General features: G+C 51.1%; 16 protein-coding genes. 11 read left to right on the top strand and 5 right to left on the bottom strand.

Going from position 1 to position 17,423, the window contains the following annotated elements; all coding sequences use genetic code 11:
- Positions 1-558: 558 nt before the first annotated feature.
- The 7 genes from HRQ63_RS04435 to HRQ63_RS04405 all read left to right on the top strand — a co-directional run bounded on the left by HRQ63_RS04435 (position 559) and on the right by HRQ63_RS04405 (position 9,498).
- Positions 559-1,926, top strand: coding sequence for an LLM class flavin-dependent oxidoreductase (locus HRQ63_RS04435; protein WP_172239679.1), 1,368 nt, complete (start codon positions 559-561; stop codon positions 1,924-1,926).
- Between the two features lie 158 nt (positions 1,927-2,084).
- Positions 2,085-3,740, top strand: coding sequence for an ABC transporter substrate-binding protein (locus HRQ63_RS04430; RefSeq protein WP_172239676.1), 1,656 nt, complete (start codon positions 2,085-2,087; stop codon positions 3,738-3,740).
- Positions 3,741-3,776: 36 nt separating this feature from the next.
- Positions 3,777-4,712: an ABC transporter permease gene (locus tag HRQ63_RS04425; protein WP_172239673.1), complete on the top strand. Its 936-nt coding sequence runs from the start codon at positions 3,777-3,779 to the stop codon at positions 4,710-4,712.
- Positions 4,709-5,626 carry an ABC transporter permease gene (locus HRQ63_RS04420; RefSeq protein ID WP_172239670.1) on the top strand — a complete coding sequence of 306 codons (918 nt, stop codon included), beginning with the start codon at positions 4,709-4,711 and terminating at the stop codon, positions 5,624-5,626. Before HRQ63_RS04425 ends, HRQ63_RS04420 begins: the two co-directional genes overlap by 4 nt.
- A gap of 52 nt (positions 5,627-5,678) precedes the next feature.
- Positions 5,679-7,772, top strand: a complete 2,094-nt coding sequence (locus tag HRQ63_RS04415; protein WP_172239667.1) for a dipeptide ABC transporter ATP-binding protein — start codon at positions 5,679-5,681, stop codon at positions 7,770-7,772.
- 50 nt (positions 7,773-7,822) lie between these two features.
- Entirely contained in the window at positions 7,823-8,395 is a 573-nt protein-coding gene (gene ssuE / locus HRQ63_RS04410) for an NADPH-dependent FMN reductase (RefSeq protein ID WP_172239664.1), read from the top strand.
- 56 nt (positions 8,396-8,451) lie between these two features.
- Positions 8,452-9,498 carry an LLM class flavin-dependent oxidoreductase gene (locus HRQ63_RS04405; protein ID WP_172239661.1) on the top strand — a complete coding sequence of 349 codons (1,047 nt, stop codon included), beginning with the start codon at positions 8,452-8,454 and terminating at the stop codon, positions 9,496-9,498.
- Between the two features lie 187 nt (positions 9,499-9,685).
- Here the strand turns inward: HRQ63_RS04405 and HRQ63_RS04400 are convergent, their stop codons facing one another.
- The 3 genes from HRQ63_RS04400 to HRQ63_RS04390 form a co-directional block, all read right to left on the bottom strand.
- Positions 9,686-10,096 (bottom strand): hypothetical protein, encoded by a 411-nt coding sequence (locus HRQ63_RS04400; RefSeq protein ID WP_172239658.1) that lies wholly within the window; start codon positions 10,094-10,096, stop codon positions 9,686-9,688.
- Between the two features lie 283 nt (positions 10,097-10,379).
- On the bottom strand, positions 10,380-11,819 hold the full coding sequence (locus HRQ63_RS04395) for a HAMP domain-containing sensor histidine kinase (RefSeq protein ID WP_229714063.1): 1,440 nt from the start codon (positions 11,817-11,819) through the stop codon (positions 10,380-10,382).
- Positions 11,804-12,487, bottom strand: a complete 684-nt coding sequence (locus tag HRQ63_RS04390; protein ID WP_172239655.1) for a response regulator transcription factor — start codon at positions 12,485-12,487, stop codon at positions 11,804-11,806. Before HRQ63_RS04390 ends, HRQ63_RS04395 begins: the two co-directional genes overlap by 16 nt.
- A 219-nt stretch (positions 12,488-12,706) precedes the next feature.
- Between HRQ63_RS04390 and HRQ63_RS04385 the strand changes: the two genes are divergently transcribed.
- Positions 12,707-13,429, top strand: a complete 723-nt coding sequence (locus HRQ63_RS04385) for a YceI family protein (protein ID WP_172239652.1) — start codon at positions 12,707-12,709, stop codon at positions 13,427-13,429.
- 689 nt (positions 13,430-14,118) lie between these two features.
- Here HRQ63_RS04385 and HRQ63_RS25845 read toward each other — a convergent pair.
- Positions 14,119-14,376 (bottom strand): hypothetical protein, encoded by a 258-nt coding sequence (locus HRQ63_RS25845; protein ID WP_229714062.1) that lies wholly within the window; start codon positions 14,374-14,376, stop codon positions 14,119-14,121.
- 434 nt (positions 14,377-14,810) lie between these two features.
- On the opposite strand from HRQ63_RS25845, the gene HRQ63_RS04375 reads away from it, so the two are divergent.
- From HRQ63_RS04375 to HRQ63_RS04365, 3 genes are all read left to right on the top strand, one after another.
- Positions 14,811-15,032: a hypothetical protein gene (locus HRQ63_RS04375; RefSeq protein ID WP_172239649.1), complete on the top strand. Its 222-nt coding sequence runs from the start codon at positions 14,811-14,813 to the stop codon at positions 15,030-15,032.
- 5 nt (positions 15,033-15,037) lie between these two features.
- Positions 15,038-15,919, top strand: a complete 882-nt coding sequence (locus HRQ63_RS04370) for a hypothetical protein (protein ID WP_172239646.1) — start codon at positions 15,038-15,040, stop codon at positions 15,917-15,919.
- A 124-nt stretch (positions 15,920-16,043) separates the two neighbouring features.
- On the top strand, positions 16,044-16,424 hold the full coding sequence (locus HRQ63_RS04365) for a flagellar basal body-associated FliL family protein (RefSeq protein ID WP_172239643.1): 381 nt from the start codon (positions 16,044-16,046) through the stop codon (positions 16,422-16,424).
- A gap of 78 nt (positions 16,425-16,502) precedes the next feature.
- Here HRQ63_RS04365 and HRQ63_RS04360 read toward each other — a convergent pair whose 3' ends face one another.
- Positions 16,503-16,724, bottom strand: coding sequence for a hypothetical protein (locus HRQ63_RS04360; protein ID WP_172239640.1), 222 nt, complete (start codon positions 16,722-16,724; stop codon positions 16,503-16,505).
- Between the last annotated feature and the right edge of the window lie 699 nt (positions 16,725-17,423).

The following is a 17,423-nucleotide window of genomic DNA, read 5'->3' as shown; positions in this document are numbered from 1 at the left end:
TGCTCTTGTGAAGTAAATTAATCGAAAAAAACCCATAGAAACCTGCTGTCTTCTAAGCTCCGACTTATAGAAGACAGCAGGTTTCTTAACATGTTGAAAAAGTCTAACTTAGCCGGAAGATAGAAGAAATCAAAAAAATCATTGAATTAAAAGCTTTCGCAGAAAGCCACAATGTGCCGATCAAGCCTACCGTAACTGGAAGCGAGAAGACGGAGAGAGAAATTCAGTGTAGGAACGAAAGTGTTCGCCTTTGAAATCGGGAAAATTCCACTAAAAATTCAATCTGTTTTCCCGATTTCAACACGCGACCGGAACGAATTTCTCTCGCAGTCTTCTCGCTTCCCGCACCAAAACGACTCTCTCGACAACTTGTTTCTATATTTTTCCGCAACGATAAACGTCACATCATTTTCTTCTATAAGCGTATAGAAAATGTCTATAAACCAAACGATTGACCCTTTAACCGGGAGAGTGGTAAGCTTCTTCTCAACCCGAAAGCATACAAAAACCATCGGAATTAAAAGAATTCATTTTGAGAAAAAGAGAGGCGGAGAGAGAATGACGAATACACGGAGCTTGAAATTCGGTGCAATTATTCACGGAGTAGGCGGAAGCGTGACAGGTTGGAGACACCCGGAAGTCCTGAGCGACGCCAGCGTCAATTTCGATTTCTACAAACGTCAGGCGCAGACCGCAGAAGAAGGCAAGTTCGATTTGCTGTTTATCGCCGACGGTCTTTATATCAACGAAAAGTCGATTCCTCACTTCCTGAACCGTTTCGAGCCGCTGACCATTTTGTCCGCGCTCGCTGCCGTGACCAGCAAGATCGGTTTGGTCGGAACGCTCTCTACCTCATATAGCGAACCTTTCACGGTTGCCCGTCAATTCGCGTCGCTCGACAAGATCAGCGGCGGACGTGCAGGTTGGAACGTCGTTACTTCACCGCTCGAAGGCACGGCACGCAACCACAACATCCGTAACCATCCGGCGCACGCCGACCGTTACAAGATTGCCGAAGAGCATCTGGAAGTCGTTCGCGGCCTGTGGGATTCGTGGGAAGACGATGCGTTCGTACGCGACAAGGAATCGGGCGTCTTCTTCGATCCGGAGAAGCTGCACCGTCTGGATCACAAAGGCGAATACTTCTCCGTTGAAGGTCCTCTGAATATCGACCGTTCGCCGCAAGGACAACCGGTCGTGTTCCAAGCGGGTTCGTCCGAAGACGGCAAGAGCTTGGCGGCTCGCTCCGCGGATGCCGTATTCACCGGACATGAGCATCTTGAAGACGCACAGGCCTTTTATAAAGACGTGAAGCAGCGCGCCGCAGCCAACGGCCGTCAGCCGCAAGACGTCGCGATTCTGCCGGGTATCAATCCGATCGTGGGCCGTACCCGCGAAGAAGCCGAAGCCCGTTATGAAGAGATCGCTTCGCTGGTCACGATCGAAAAGGCGCTGGAGTACCTCGGCCGCTTCTTCGATCACCACGACTTCTCCCAATACCCGTTGGACGAAGCATTCCCGGATCTCGGCGATCTCGGCAGTAACGCGTTCAAGAGCGGCACGGACAAGATCAAGCGCGATGCCAAAGAACAAGGACTGACATTGCGTCAAGTGGCTCTTCGCTCGGCAACGCCGAAAACAACCTTTATCGGTACGGCGGAAGATGTAGCGGATCGTATCCAAGAATGGTTTGAAGCGGAAGGCGCGGACGGTTTCATTATCCATACGGACATTCCGAGCGGACTGCGCAATTTCGTCGATCAAGTGGTGCCGATTCTGCAAGAACGCGGACTGTATCGCCTTGATTACGAAACCGATACGCTACGCGGCAACCTGGGCGTGCCGATTCCGGAAAACCGGTATACGTCACAGCGTCGTGGACAATCTTCGACTGCCAATTCGGTCGAAAGCGCGACGGCTAACTGATTGCAATTCCGTAAAATAACGAAGGCCGGAGCGGAAATCCGCTTCGGGTCTTTCTTAAAAATTTATTGCTTAAAAACTTATCGCTTATCGCGGGTGTGCTTCATCTTCTTGCCCGGAGGGGTTGAAGATGAAGCGAACCATTAAAAGGGGGTTTTTCGATGAAAAGAAGATTCAAACCTGCTTACGCATTCGGAGCATTCGCGCTCGCATTAACGACGGTGTTGGCGGGCTGCGGCTCGTCATCGAACAGCGCGGCAACAGCTCAAGCGGCATCCGGAAGCGGCACTGCAACAGCTTCCGCACCCGTGCAGGGCGGAGAGTTTACATATGCGCTGGCCACTTCGCCGGATACGCTGGACCCTCGCCGAAGCGGCTTGGCCGTGTCGGTTCGGGTATTCGGCGCTTTGTACGACACGCTGCTCGTACGCAACGCGGACGGTTCGCTCGGCCCGTCGCTGGCGACGGAGTGGGAACAATCGGACGACGGCTTGAGCTATACGCTCAAACTGAAAGAAGGCGTCAAATTCCAAGACGGCACGCCGTTCAATGCGGAAGCGGTCAAATACAACTTCGACAGCATCATTGACCCGGAGACGAAGGCGGCCAATGCGCTTGCGCTGCTTCGTCCCTACAAATCTTCGGAGGTCGTGGATGAATATACGATCAAGCTGAATCTGGAAACGGCGTCGCAGGCGTTCCTCGGCAACTTGAGCCAAGGCATGTTGAGCATAGTATCCCCTACGGCGGCCAAAGAAAAAGGCGAAGATTTCGGCAAAAATCCGATCGGAACGGGGCCGTTCAAATTCCTGAGCTGGTCGGAAAACGCAGAGATCGTGCTGGAACGCAACCCGGACTACGCTTGGGGCAGCGGTGAAGCGAAAAATACCGGAGCCGCTTATCTCGACCGTTTGACGTTCAAGATCGTGCCTGAGGAAGCGACGCGGATCGGCGGCGTTCAGAGCGGACAAGTGTTGGCCGCGGAGACCGTCCCGCCTCAAAATATCGTAGCCTTGGAAAGTGATCCGAACGCTCAACTATTCAAAACGAACACGATCGGCCTGCCGTACACGCTCTTTTTCAACCTTGAGAAAAAGCCTTGGGACGAGCTGAAAGCCCGTCAAGCCGTGCAGTCGGCCGTTGATGTCGATACGATCGTCAAAACGCTCTATTTGGGCACGTATGAACGCGCTTGGTCGTCGCTGACGCCGGGCATCCTGGGTTACGACGAATCGCTGGAAGGAAAAATCGCCCCGAATCTGGAAAAAGCCAACGCGCTGCTCGATGAGTTGGGTTGGGTGAAAGGCGCGGACGGCATTCGTGAAAAAGAAGGCCAACGATTGACGCTCCACTACGTCGACGGTTCGCCGAACCGCGAGAAACGCAACGATATCGCCGCCATGATCCGCGAACAGCTCAAAGCGATCGGCGTCGAAACGGAAGTCGAAATCACGCAGGATATCGCGACCGCCGTGTATCAGAACTGGGATTACGATCTGTACGGCAACAGCCAAGTCAACTCCGATCCGAACGCGCTGTCCGCTTTCTATCACTCGACCAAAGAAAGCGAACGCCGCACCCTGAACGGATTGTCCGATCCCGAAGTGGACAAGTGGCTGGAAGAAGCGGGCGTCGAGAAGGATGAGGCCAAGCGGACAGAGTTATATAAAAAAGTGCAGCGGTACATCAGCGACCAAGCGCTCATTCTGCCGATCTACGTTTTCCCGTACACGGTTGCCGCCGCAAAATCGGTACAGGGTCTGACCTTCGATCCGTTCGGCTACCCGATCTTCAACGACGTGTATTTGAGCAAATAAGCTTACTCGAAAAGGAAACGAAAGGAGGCAATCGTCATGCTCCAGGCAATCGGCTCCCGGTTATTCAGCTCGCTTCTCGTGATCGTCGGATCGTTGGCGCTCGTATTCTGCATCTTCTACCTGCTGCCCGGCGATCCGGTGCTCTCGATGGTCGACCCGACGACCGTGAGTCCCGAAGTAATCGAAAATCTGCGGGAGCAGTTAGGGCTGAACCGACCGTTCCATGAACGGCTGCTTGCGTACTTCGGCGATATGCTGACGGGAGATTTCGGACGTTCGCTGGTCGGCTCCGAACCGGTCCTGCCGAAGATTCTGCATCAAGTTCCTTCGACGCTTCTGCTGACGGCGGCCAGCGCTCTGGTCGCGATCGTCGTCGGCGTTACGCTGGGCGTGCTGTCTGCCGTGCGCAAAGGCGGCATCATTGACCTGTCGGCCCGCATCGTCGGACTGTTCGGCATCTCGATGCCGACGTTCTGGTCGGGCATTCTGCTGATATTGATTTTCTCGGTTCAGCTAAAATGGCTGCCCGCGATGGGATCGGACGGCTTCGAAACGTTGATTCTGCCTGCGCTTGCGTTAGGTTTTGTCGGAGCGGGTTCCATCGTGCGGATGGTGCGCGGCAGTATGCTCGACGTGCTGAACGAGCCGTTCGTCACGACGCTTCGGGCCAAAGGGCTGCGCGAACGACTGATTCAGATCAAGCATGTGCTGCGCAACGCGCTGATCCCGGCCGTTACTTTGATCGGCATGCAGATCGGCGACATGTTGGCGGGAACGGTCATCATCGAGACGGTCTTTTCCCGGCAAGGCATCGGACGGATTCTGGCCGATGCGATCATGGCCAAAGACCTTCCGGTCGTGCAGGGCATCGTCTTTTTCACCGCAATCGTGTATGTAGGCATCAATCTGCTGGTCGATCTGTCGTATGCGGCGATCGATCCGAGAATCAGACGGAAAGGGGCGAGAACATGAAGACTTCGGCAGGAGCGGCAAGACGCGGCGCATGGCGGGGACGTACAGGCTTGGGTCAAGCGGAAAATGCGATCAGAAGCGGAAAAAGACTGCGCTTGGCTTCATCCGACATTCCGATCGGTCTGGCCGGGATCGCGATCGTGTTCCTCGTCTTGTGCGCATTGTTCCCGTCCTGGATTGCCCCGTATTCGCCGACCGACATGAACACGGCCGCGATCTTGCAGGCGCCTTCGGCGGCTCACCTGTTCGGCACCGATTATTTCGGTCGGGACGTGTTCAGCCTGATCGTTCACGGGACAAAGGATTCACTGCTCATCGGAGCCAGCTCGGTCATTGTCGGCGTGTTGATCGGCGCAGCGCTCGGCTCTATCGCGGGTTATGTCGGCGGCAAGCTGGACACCGTCATCATGCGCGTGATGGACGTGCTGCTGACCGTGCCGGGCATTCTGCTTGCACTGACGATCGCCGCGGCATTGGGACCGGGCTTGCGCAATATCGTACTGGCGATCGCGATCTCTTCCGTACCGGGGTATGCGCGGGTGATGAGAGGGCAGATCATGGCCATTCGCGGAAGGGGTTACGTATTCGCCTCCCGCGCGATCGGAGCCAAGCCGTCGTTTATCCTGACCAAGCATGTCCTTCCCAACTCGGCCGCGCCGCTGCTCGTTATGGCGACATTGGGTCTGGGTTCGTCGATTTTGGCCGGAGCGGGACTGAGCTTCCTCGGACTCGGCGTATTGAAAGAAATTCCGGATTGGGGAGCGCTGCTGTCGCAGGGACGCGGCTATCTGACCGTGGCCTGGTGGATCTGCACATTCCCGGGCTTAGCGATCACGTTGTTCGTTTTGTCTATCAATCTGATCGGCGACCGCTGGCGCGATGCCGTCGATCCGAAACGCAAAGGACGGACGTGAGAAGAAATCCGTCGTCAAAGAAAAGCGTCATACAGAAAGGAGATTTCGCAGCATGACACAGCCACTGCTTGAAGTCAAAGACCTGACGATCGACGTGCATACGCCGAGGGGCATACTCACGGCGGTATCGGAAATTTCATTCGACATTGCCCCCGGTGAGACCGTCTGTCTCGTTGGCGAATCGGGCAGCGGCAAGACCATCGCTTCCAAAGCGATCATGCGCCTGACCGATTACGAGAACGGAAGCATAGCAGGCGGCAGCATTACCCTTGGCGATACTCCCATTGAGTCACTGCCGCAAAGCGTTATGCGCGACCTGCGGGGGCGGCGTGTCGCGATGATCTTCCAGGAGCCGATGGCCGCGTTCGATCCGGTGTTTACCATCGGAAGCCAGATCGTCGAGACGATGCAAGCGCACCGGCGCGGCAAGAAGTCGACGTTCTGGAAAGAAGGCGTCGAGCTGCTTCGCCGTGTCGGCATTCCCGAGCCTGAGCTGCGGATGAAGCAGGTGGCGGGCGAACTGTCCGGCGGCATGCTGCAACGGGCGATGATCGCGATGGCCTTATCCGGCGGTCCCGAGCTGCTGATTGCGGACGAGCCGACGACCGCTCTTGACGTCACGATCCAGGCTCAAATATTGGAACTGCTGAACGAGTTGAAAAGCAGTCTGAATATGTCCATTTTGTTGATTACGCATGATCTTGGCGTAGCGGCTCAGATGGCGGATCGAATTGTCGTCTTGTATGCCGGACGGGTGGCCGAGCAGGGACCGGCGACCGACGTGCTCGGCAGTCCGCGTCATCCGTATACGATTGGCCTATTGAATTCGATCGCTACGCTCGACAGCCGAAGAGGCGAACGACTGCGCGCGATCGAAGGCTCGCCGCCGGGGCTTGCGGAGATGCCGGAAGGATGCCGATTCCACCCGCGCTGCGCTTTTGCGACGGACAAGTGCCGAGAATCCGTTCCGCCGCTTAGCGAGAAGGACAATAACCGGTCGGCTGCTTGCTGGCACGCGGATGAAGCCGCTGCCGTCGCAGCCGCGACACATGCGGAATTAACGCCTGCACGGCATTTGTCGCCGGTGCCTGATGCGCCGCCATCGGGTATGCTTCATCCGGCAGCTTCCCGCCAATCGATATCAAGTATTCATGAAGCTCCGGTCAAAGAAGAAAGCCTTTCGGGCTCGCATCCTCTCCTTCAAGCCGAACACCTGAAAAAACATTATCCGCTCGGCGGCGGTTGGGGGCGTGCCAAGCGCAATCTTCGCGCGGTAGACGGCGTATCGCTGTCGATTGCCGAAGGCGAGACCTTCGGTCTTGTCGGCGAATCGGGCAGCGGCAAGTCCACGCTCGGTCGATTGCTGCTTCAGCTTGAGCCGCAAACCGGCGGTCGCGTGTTGTATCGGGGAGACGAGTTGTCGATCAAAGACAAAACGCATTGGCGCGAGTCGCGCCGCGATCTGCAAATCATTCACCAAGACCCGTACGGGACGGTTGATCCGCGCTGGAGCATCGGCGAAATCATCGCTGAACCGCTAAGCGTGCACACCGAACTCAATCAGGCCCAGCGACTTGATCGGGTGAGCGAGCTTCTTGAACAGGTAGGACTGAAAGCATCCTGGCAGAATCGCTACCCGCATGAATTTTCGGGCGGACAGCGGCAGCGGATCGGAATCGCCCGAGCGATTGCCGTTAATCCCAAGTTCATTTTGGCCGACGAAGCCGTATCCGCTCTCGATGTCTCGGTGCAAGCGCAGATCGTGAACTTGCTTCAGGATTTGCAGCAGCAGCTGGGATTGACTTCAGTCTTTATCGCGCACGGTCTGCAAGTGGTCCGCCATATCTCTGACCGGATCGGCGTCATGTACCTGGGCAAGCTGGTCGAGACCGCGCCGAGCGAAGAATTATTCCGCCGTCCGGCGCACCCTTACACGCGGGCGCTGTTGTCATCGATTCCGGGCATGTCGCCCGCGACGCCTGAATCGATCTCTGTTCAAGGCGAGATTCCGTCTCCGACAAATCCGCCGCCCGGCTGCCGTTTCCATACCCGCTGCCCGATGGCGACTGATCTATGCCGCAATGTCGAGCCGGCATTTGCGACCGTCGGCGCTCGGCATGAGGCAGCTTGCCATTACCCGTTGTAAAGGATCGACGATCTTATCAGAAATCCCGTTTACCCGAGGAGGAATTAGCCATGACGCAAAAAATTCTAATCATTTCCGGGAGCCCCAGCCTGTCATCCCGACTCTATGGTCCGGTTCAATATTTGCAAGGAAGATTGGCCGAAGAGGGATTGGTCGGCGAATTGCTGCATATCGTCGAGCTTCCGCCTGCCGACCTTGTCACTGCCAACTTTGCAGGGGTCGAGATTCGCGAAGCGCTGCGCAAAGTCGAAGAGGCGGACGCGATCGTCTTCGCCAGCCCGGTGTACAAGGCTTCCTATTCCGGGGTGCTGAAGACCTTCCTCGATTTGATTCCTCAAGAGGGATTGCGCGACAAACCCGTGCTTCCGATTTTCGTCGGCGGAACGATCGCGCATCTGCTGTCAATCGACTACTCGCTCAAACCGGTGTTAAACGCACTCGCCGCACGCAATATTCTCGGCGGTGTCTACAGCGTGGATCGGGAAATCGAGCGACGTCCCGAAGGGGGTTATATCCTGTCTGCGGAGACGCAATCGCGCCTCGAACGTTCACTATCCGAACTGAAGCTTGAACTTGCCAGACGGAAAAGCGTTCCTGCCGAACTACCGGGCGTACGTGCTTAGCTGTAAAGACATCGCTTAACTATTCATTTAACAGGGCAAAGGAAAGAGGAGAGAGCATGAAGCTGAGCATTTTGGACCAATCCCCGCTTTTTGAAGGCGATACGCCCGAGCGGGCTTTGCGTTATACGGTAGAATTGGCGCGTCGTGCGGAAGCACTGGGTTATCATCGTTTCTGGGTATCCGAGCATCATGATTCCCGTTCGGTTGCGGGGTCGTCGCCGGAGGTGCTCATCGCCTATCTGCTCGCGTCGACGGAACGAATTCGGATAGGCTCGGGAGGCGTTATGCTTCAGCACTACAGCCCGTACAAAGTCGCCGAAAGCTTCAACGTGTTGGCGAACCTGGAGCCCAATCGCCTGGACTTGGGCGTAGGCCGTGCGCCGGGCGGCTTGCCGCGGTCCACGCTGGCATTGCGCAAAGGAGCTCCGGAGGAGGATGCTTCGCTCTCGGGTAAACTCGAAGAACTGCGCAACTATCTGCATGGGATCGACCCGGGTGAAGGAGATCCGTTGGAAGGACTTCGCGCGGAACCCTTACCTGAGCAGCCGGCTCGTCTTTACGTACTTGGTGCAAGTTCCGATAGCGCGGACCTCGCAGCCGAGTTGGGTCTTCCGTATGTATTCTCCTTGTTCATCAATGGGGACCTGGATCAAGCGGAAACCGCATTGCGGCGTTATCGGGAAAAATTCGTATCCGTGGAGGGTTCTCGGCCGGAGTCGATCTTGTCCGTATCCGCCGCAGCGGCCGATACCGACGAGGAGGCGGAAGGTATCGCGGTCGAAAGTGATTTGTTCCGGACGATTCTTGCCGGCGGACGCAAAATCACGATCGGCGACCGGGAGCGGGCGGAGGAATTCGGCAAGCAGTCGGGCGAGGAATACCGGATCGAGCATGTGCCGTCACCGTTGATTAAAGGCTCGGCCGCCAGTGTAGGACGTCGTCTTCGCGAGGCTGCTGAGCGCGGCGGAGTAGAGGAGTTAATCATCACGAGTCCGATCCGAGATTTTGCCAAGCGTGTTCGCTCGTATGAGCTGTTGAAGAGTTATTTTGAGACGGAAACGAAAAAGGATAAAGAAAAAGTGTCGTCGATCGAAGCCGTTTGAGTTTAGATCGTACAGACTTGACCTTGGGTGACCAGGATTAAAACTGTTCATGAAGCGGGCTCGCTCCTTTGTTTGAAAAAGGAGACGGGGTCCGCTTTGTTTCGTGCCGATGTTTAAACAAACAAAACCCGACTCCATAAGAGTCGGGTTGAATACTAGGGATAGAAGCTCATGTTCAGGTTGCCGTTTAACGATGGCGAGAAGTATACATCATCTTTGTCGTTGTCTTGACGATGAGCTGACGCGCAGGAACTTTTGGATCCGGTTGAGATTTTCCCGCTTCGCGGAACACGCCCATGCAGGAACCGCACAGTCGGCCGCTGCGCGTATCATGGCCGCAGGACTCGCAAGGATAAGTAAGATTCGAATAAGAAGAAGAGGACAAACGTCCGGATTTGATAAAAGTATGAAGTTCGGTCAGCGATACACCGGTTGCTTCGGCTAGTTCTTTAGTCGTGCTGCGCGGGCGCATCCACAGATGATCCATACAGCGGTTCAGATGATTGTCCATCTGGCTGCTGCAAGAGGAGCATAAGTTTCTGGCGTTCTTTTGGAAAATCGTTCCGCACTTTGGGCAATAATCGACCAAAAGGGTCATCTGGATCACCTCATTCGGATTATGTGGTCAGTAGGTTGTAGACCCATAATACTACCTTTAGACTCAGTTCACAAGACCTACAAAACTTCTTTTTTCACGTATTCGACACAAAAAGAGATAAGAAATGTCGAAGAAAGGCCTGGTTTATTCTAATTTATGCGGGATAAATCCATGATTAATAAAAAAAACGACCTGATTCTGTGATCAGGTCGTTTTTTATCTTATAGTATGCGTTAGCCGTATAATAATCGAACATTTTTCGCAAAATAATAGGTTTTATGTCCTACATAGGCAGTTGGAGCGAAAAGGTAGTTCCCGAGGGACCGCTTGAACGTAATTGAAGTTCTCCGCCTTGCGCTCGTGCCAGTAATCGGCTATAGGTCAAGCCAAGGCCGAGCCCGCGCGTTTGTCGCTTTTTCTTTTCGCTGCGGAAGAATCGATCAAAGATATAATCGCGGTCCGACTCTTCAATGCCCGCACCGTTATCCGCGACCTCCACGTCAATCCGACCGTCGGATTCGCTGATCGCGATATGCAGACGCAGCGGGCGATCAGGATGTGCCGCCTGCATGCCGTTGTTGAGCAGATTGACGACAATTTGCTGGATACGGAGCGCATCGCCCGTGGTATAGACCATTTCGTCAGGAAAAGCGTAGTCGATTTCGATCGAGTCGCACTCATGCGGAAGTTTCCATTGATAGACGATTTCCGAGACGAGCAGTTTGAGATCGAGTCGATCTCGGCGTACCTCGACATTTCCGGAAGAAAAAGCATTGTAATCCAACAGATCGGCGACCATCCGTTCCATGCGGTTCGACTCCTGAAGGGCGATGTCTAGGAATTCTTTGGCTTCTTCGCCGATTACCACATCGTCCCGGACAGCCATCACGAGTCCCTTGATCGAAGTGACCGGCGTTTTCAATTCGTGCGTCACGCCTGCCAGGGAAAGTTCTCGCCATTCTTCAAGTTGGCGCAGACGCCCTGCCATGCCGCGGAACGAATCAACCAGCTCAAGCAGCTCGCGTTCGCCAGTCTTGACCTCTAGTTCAACATCATAGTTACCGTTACGAATTTGTCTTGCGCTTTCCGCCACGCGGCGGATCGGACGGGATAATTTACGGGAAAGCAAATAAATGGTGAACCAGCCGGATAAGGCGATTACGCTGAAAAGACCTGCGAATACCAGCAGTTCATGCGAGCCGTAAGCGGGGGTTTTGCGGAATTGACTGATATACACGCCGCCGATTTCTTCGCCGTTTTCCATAATCGGCGTTCGAACCAGTTGGTATTCCGGCTCGCCCGAGCGCGGATTCGGATCAAGCTTCTCCTCAACTTGCTGTTCGGTCATCTGCGGTCTTGTAAATAAAGCGTTACCTGCCGGATCGGCGACCAATAGGCAGACGTCCAGATTCATGTTGAACAAACCCATGCGCTCGTCCAAAATAGCGTTCAAATTATCCGGAATGTGTACGGTGCCGTCGCTGTTTTTCACCCGATCGGCTACTTCTTGTCCGAGCATGGCCGCCGTGCGCGAGCGATTTTCCATGGCGGTCTCGCGTATGCCGTACAGAGCGCCGCCCGCAATGATTGCCAAGGCTGCGAACAAAATCAGAAAGTAGCGCAGCGTCCAATAAGTGAGTATGGAAGTTGCCCTGCGGTTACGCGGTTTTTTATCCTTGCGCTGCCGGGGCGTTTTGCCGAGATGATTCATTCCGCGATCCAAAATTGATACCCCGTTCCTCGTAAAGTGCGAATCTCGCCGTTATCCGGCGGCCAATGCGATAACGCTTGACGCAGTCTTTTAATCGACAAGTCGACCGCGCGATCGCTTCCTTCATAATCCATTCCCCATACATGCTCGATCAATTGCTCCCTGGTAAACATGCGGTTCGGATGCTCGGACAAGAACATCAGCAGCGATAGATCCCTCGGCGTGAGCGGAACTTCGGCGCCATTGAGCGATACGCGCTGGGCATTGGAGTCGATCAATAGACCCCCGAAACTTTTACAGGCGTCGGCTCCGCTATATACGGGCCTTCTACGCAGCACGGCATTGACCCTCGCGACGACCTCTTCAGGAACAAACGGTTTGGTCATATAATCATCGGCACCGCCGTTCAGCCCATTCAGTCGATAATCGATATCCCCGAGCGCCGTGAGCATAATGACCGGGCATGACCCGCGTTTGCGAATTTCCGCAAGCAATTCCCAGCCGTCGAGGCCGGGCAGCATAATGTCGAGCAGGACGAGCGCAGGCTGCGTTTCCTCGAACGTATGCATAGCCAATCGGCCGTCGGATACGCGTTCAACGCCGAAGCCGGCTTTTTTCAAATAAGCAGCGAGCACGCGAGCGATCGCTTCCTGGTCTTCAATAATTAAAATCGTCGTCACGACCGTTTCCTCCCTTCGGAGCGTCCCGTTTGTCATGTTGGACTCCCGGGCTGTATGCGTCCTTGGCTTCTATTCTACAAACAAAACGGCGCAGGACAAGAGTTTTTAGGTCAATTGCAACGATTTCGAGAACAAATTTTTGAAAGAAGCCTTTTGACATGTTCTCGACACATTAGGCTGGTATGATACCGAAAAACAGATTCACAGGAGGAGAAAATCATGAATAAAAAAGCGAGAAATTGGATTATTGCCGCGGCGGCGGTCGTGGTGATCGGCGGCGGCGCTACTTATGCGTTTATGACCAATTACTTGGGTAACAACGTGGAAATCGAAAGCGTGCTTCCTACGCAAGCGGCGGCGAATACGGAATCGACCTCGGGCACGACGACCGAAGCGGCTGGTACAGGTGCGGCAGTAGCCGCGGAAGATCTGAACGGAACCTGGAATATCGCGGACGCGTCCAAAGTGTATTTCTCCGTCACGACTTCGCAAGAGACCGTTAACTTTGTCGACGATCAAGTTAGCGGAACGTGGGATGTCAACGTAGCCGACGCGGCGCAAATGAAAGGCAGCGGCGCGATCGAGATCGATGCCATCGACTCGGGCAACGCGCAGCGCGATGAGCATATCAAAGCCGATGACTATTTCCAAATGAGCCAATACCCGCAAGCGACGTTCACGGCAACCGCGTTTGAAGGTCTGCCGCAGGAATGGACGGACGGCGAAGTGTACGACTTTACCCTGGACGGAACGCTGACGCTCAAAGGCATCGAAAAGCCGGTAACATTTGACGCGAAAGCTTCGTACCAAGACGGGAAATTGCTGCTGTCGGGCACGACGGTCGTAACCTTCGAAGACTTCGGTCTGGCGAATCCGCACTCCGTTGTACTGAGCACAGAAAATGACATTAACGTCCAGTTGGAACTGACGCTTGAAAAATAAGCAGGAACTTAATCGTTAGCTATGACTAGACCTTGTCGCGATTTGCGGCAGGGTCTTTGTTTTGGGAAGAGAGACATAGGGATCATGCTGATTCCGAAAAGCTCCTTTGCGTGATGTTCTAAGTAGAATACCTACTGCCTTTTAAGCGGTTATGGTACTAGATTGGTTTCAAAATACTTTTGAATATCATACCGATTGCGGTACCCATTCCACACTTATGATAAGTAATCCTTTGTAACTTTTTGGTCCTGTAGCGCTTTAAACGCATGGTCAGGTCATAAGTCCTGTGCGAAATCAGGCTTCTTCAACCCATAATACCGACTACCATAATGGATGGCGGGAACCTTTATGATTACCTAAGATCATTCTATTTCGCACATTGCAAAATGCTATAAGATCGATTTTATTTATTGCTTTCACTTACATGAGCATTTTGTATAATTCATGTTCCAGAAAAAAAAGATTGGATCTCAAGCTGAATAGAGATGTTGAGCGAGCAAGACAAAAAAAGGACAGACAAGCAGAATTCTGGAAAGCTTAAAATTTAAGAGGTGTTTGTGACTCGTTGTTTCGTTACAGCCAACGTAGCAGAAAGCAGCACAATTGCATTCGAATTTTGGTAAGTCGTGACTTTTTGAATGCCCCAAACATGCAATTGGTCTGCGTTTAAATAGGTTTTTATTCGAGAATTACAGCGTTCTACACTGGTTTGCTTGTTGTAGAGTTCCTTCTAGCCCTGACTTTCTCGGTGCAGCATCGCCGGTGAGTTCGCTTTTTCGCTTGGGTTCTTTTTTCTCATAGACATGAACGGCTGCACTGTCGATGGCGACATGGGTGCCGTCCAGGCTTCCCGCTTCGTAGCACTGAGCCACAAGATATTCAAACAACGGCTGGGTAAGATTTTTACGAGTTACTTCAGCAAAAACACGGCTTAACGCCGAAAACAATGAGGCGGAGAGTCCAACCAAAGTCCACACTAATAACGGAAACGAAGGTCAAATTGGAGTCTGCCCCCTAAAGCCGTGAACGTGTCGATGTTCTCCAAAGGGGCTGCGAGCAACGCGCGAAGAAGCCTTCGCGCGTTGCTTGTGCCTCGGGGCGAAGTCCTTTTTTTATGATCGGAAAACCGTTATATAGCAAGGGCTTAGATGGATGCAAAGTGCTAATATAAAGAAAAAATAAAAATATTATTTTTTGAAAAAACGTATAACTTAAAAATTAATTTGAAAATTTTATAATTCCAACAAACTTTTCTAAGAAAAGAAGCCTTTATAATATTGCGAATGTAATTTAAGTATTAAATATTGAAAATAACTTTACTGTTTAATCAATATGTTTTAAAGTGTAAATTAATACAAAAAAGTAAAAAAAAGGAGTAATTATGTTCAAAAAAATTCTTTTAGTGTTACTTTTGGCTGTGTTAATGGTTGTATCTATCCCCTTTACTAGTTCGGCTGCTGAAAAAAATGTTTATGATGGAGAAGCCTTCGATCGCATTCTCAATGATTATGTTATTCTTACAGGCTTACAGGAAACAGAAGCTCAGGACATATACAGTAATACTTTAGATAACGAGAATGACAAAAAACTTTTGAAAAAATAGAAGATTTGATTTACAAGGAAAATCGAAACTCTAGTTATGAAGAGAATATTCTTTATATTCAGGAAAACTACAATCAAATTGTGAAAGACCTTTCCAAAACAGAAAAGGAAGTACTAGATACCTACCTTCTTAAATATGCTTTGAAATATTATGAAGATTATGGCTCTGAAGAAGATCTAGTTTCGAATGACATAACTCAAAACTTTAACAAGTCTTTTGAACAAGCTACAGAACCTGTTCTTGTAGACACTAGAGAGTTTGAGGAAGCTTTGGTTAACGACAATGAAATTTCCGTACAACAGAAAAATGGGCCTGGTATGTCGACTTTAGCTAGTTCAGTAGCTGCTGTACGAATTTTTGCAGATCCAACGACGTCAAAACCAACGCAAAGCTCAGGACATTCATTGAATCTAGGTAATCATGCTTTTATTACAGTTTCTAACATCTCGAGTAGCACTATAGTTGTCGGGAAGTTCAATGTAGCCCCCGGTAAAACTTTATCATTAGGAACATGGGGAAATAAAGCTGAACACACCGGACTTTGGTACAATCTTGAAAGTTACATGATTAAGACCCAGAATTTTTACAGTAATCGGGTGTCAGCAAAAGTAAACATTACACAAAGCAATCTAAATGTACTGAACTCTCATATAATTGGTTTTGATAGATGGTCTGAACTTACAAATTGTTCTTCTTTCGCTGCTTCAAGTTGGAATTCGGTTGCCTTTCCAGCTGTATCTGCCGGAGTTATAAATACGCCTAAGAACCTTGCTAGTAGTATAAAAAACATAAATTCTTCTGTTTCAGGTGGAGCCGTACCTTTTGACTACATTGTTTATTATGCTAATGGCTCTGGCACTCCCTCACCTAGCACCATCTTTAGATGATTTAAATTAATTCATATGTAGGATAGTCGCATGCCAGTAACTGGTATGCGACTATCCTTTTAAAAGAAATGCATGTCTACCCCAAAAATCATTGCATCATATTAACTTATGGGAAGTGATCCATATGAAAAAGGGAAAAAAAATTATGATAGTATTTGGATCTTTAGTTATTGTATTAGCCCTTGGAGGATTGCTAATAGCATACTTCCAACTAAAAAATTCTACTTCGGTTCTTTCTACAGAAGAAGTAGCAGTCATGCAAGTTTCACTAAACGACGACTCTTTATCTATTCAAGGCAGCATATCGGCAAGTGCAATAAGTTATAGAGATTATAGTTATGCATTGAAAGAAGACAAAGTTTATATTGATATTAAAGGAGGTCTTGTCACTAAAAAAAATCCTAGTGGAGATTTTAATATTACTATTAAAAATAAAGATTTTAAAAACGCAAAAATGGTTTATATAAAGGATGATAATAATGAAAAATTGATTTATCCTAAATAGTTTTCTTACAAACCCATCACTCTAGATAATGAATTCTAACCTGCTTATAGCATTCATAAAAGGGTTAGCTTTCATTTTTTAAAGTGCATTATTTTTCACCGTTTCTCGCTCCAGCTTGACGATCCGAGCCAAACGAACCAATGCGTCAAGTCCGGTTCCAGCATCAGTGGCCGGATCTCGGCTGTAGGTATTGATCGAGCGGGAAAATCCTCGTTCCAGCGTGTTTTCTTCCCCTTGAGGCTGAGATACCAATGTGCGAATCCGATACTCGCTACCGATGATCGAAGCGATCGCTGCCACAGAAGAGGTCACGCCTGTTCAATGCCTTATACTCCAAAAGGCGATTTGTCCCATTTTATTTGTTCCTTTCAGCTTTTTTTCCGTAATCTCCGCATTTCACGTTTATCATGTTCAAGCAAAACCGTGACAATCCCTTGCACAGCCTTTTTCATTTCTGAGCATAGCTTCTTCAGCTTTAGGCTGCTGGTATACTGATTGCCGATTTTGACCGCAAGATTGCGTTCGTCCGGGTAATAGACCCATGATTCTTTCTAGTCAATCGGAAAAGCTTCGAATTGTTCGTTAATGTACGCTTCTCCCGGTTCACGCGCTCCCTCGATCCATATTCTGTGACATGCGGATAGTTCGCAAAGTGGCAACTCAGCCACTCGAAACGGATCGTCGGTGTCGTATAGAATGAAATCATAATCGGCATACGCAACGGCTTGCTTACCTCTTACAGGAATCCAAACTTTAAATCCGTCATACTTCTGCGGGTGACACGGAACATCCAAAGCTTGATACGAAAAGTCATAACTCTGAAGCGTTGTTGAATCGACAATCAATACACGCATACCATGTTCGGCTAGGGCGTGTTTTAAAACTCGACAATATACATCTTTTACCGCCTTTTCGCCCTCAATGGATGTTTACTTAAAGCGTGTAGTCATCCACCAGCGATCACGTCACTTCTTCTTGACGTGCCCCGGCACGACTGCG

This window comes from Saccharibacillus endophyticus, from assembly GCF_013185185.1.
GTDB classification, from domain to species: domain Bacteria; phylum Bacillota; class Bacilli; order Paenibacillales; family Paenibacillaceae; genus Saccharibacillus; species Saccharibacillus endophyticus.
This window is presented reverse-complemented; position numbering and strand designations above follow the sequence as displayed.

Excerpts from the sequence above, each read along its gene's own strand:
- HRQ63_RS04435 (WP_172239679.1), top strand. The coding sequence starts at position 559 with ATGACGAATACACGGAGCTTGAAATTCGGTGCAATTATTCACGGAGTA.
- HRQ63_RS04430 (WP_172239676.1), top strand. The coding sequence starts at position 2,085 with ATGAAAAGAAGATTCAAACCTGCTTACGCATTCGGAGCATTCGCGCTC.
- HRQ63_RS04425 (WP_172239673.1), top strand. The coding sequence starts at position 3,777 with ATGCTCCAGGCAATCGGCTCCCGGTTATTCAGCTCGCTTCTCGTGATC.
- HRQ63_RS04420 (WP_172239670.1), top strand. The coding sequence starts at position 4,709 with ATGAAGACTTCGGCAGGAGCGGCAAGACGCGGCGCATGGCGGGGACGT.
- HRQ63_RS04415 (WP_172239667.1), top strand. The coding sequence starts at position 5,679 with ATGACACAGCCACTGCTTGAAGTCAAAGACCTGACGATCGACGTGCAT.
- ssuE (WP_172239664.1), top strand. The coding sequence starts at position 7,823 with ATGACGCAAAAAATTCTAATCATTTCCGGGAGCCCCAGCCTGTCATCC.
- HRQ63_RS04405 (WP_172239661.1), top strand. The coding sequence starts at position 8,452 with ATGAAGCTGAGCATTTTGGACCAATCCCCGCTTTTTGAAGGCGATACG.
- HRQ63_RS04400 (WP_172239658.1), bottom strand. The coding sequence starts at position 10,096 with ATGACCCTTTTGGTCGATTATTGCCCAAAGTGCGGAACGATTTTCCAA.
- HRQ63_RS04385 (WP_172239652.1), top strand. The coding sequence starts at position 12,707 with ATGAATAAAAAAGCGAGAAATTGGATTATTGCCGCGGCGGCGGTCGTG.
- HRQ63_RS04375 (WP_172239649.1), top strand. The coding sequence starts at position 14,811 with ATGTTCAAAAAAATTCTTTTAGTGTTACTTTTGGCTGTGTTAATGGTT.
- HRQ63_RS04365 (WP_172239643.1), top strand. The coding sequence starts at position 16,044 with ATGAAAAAGGGAAAAAAAATTATGATAGTATTTGGATCTTTAGTTATT.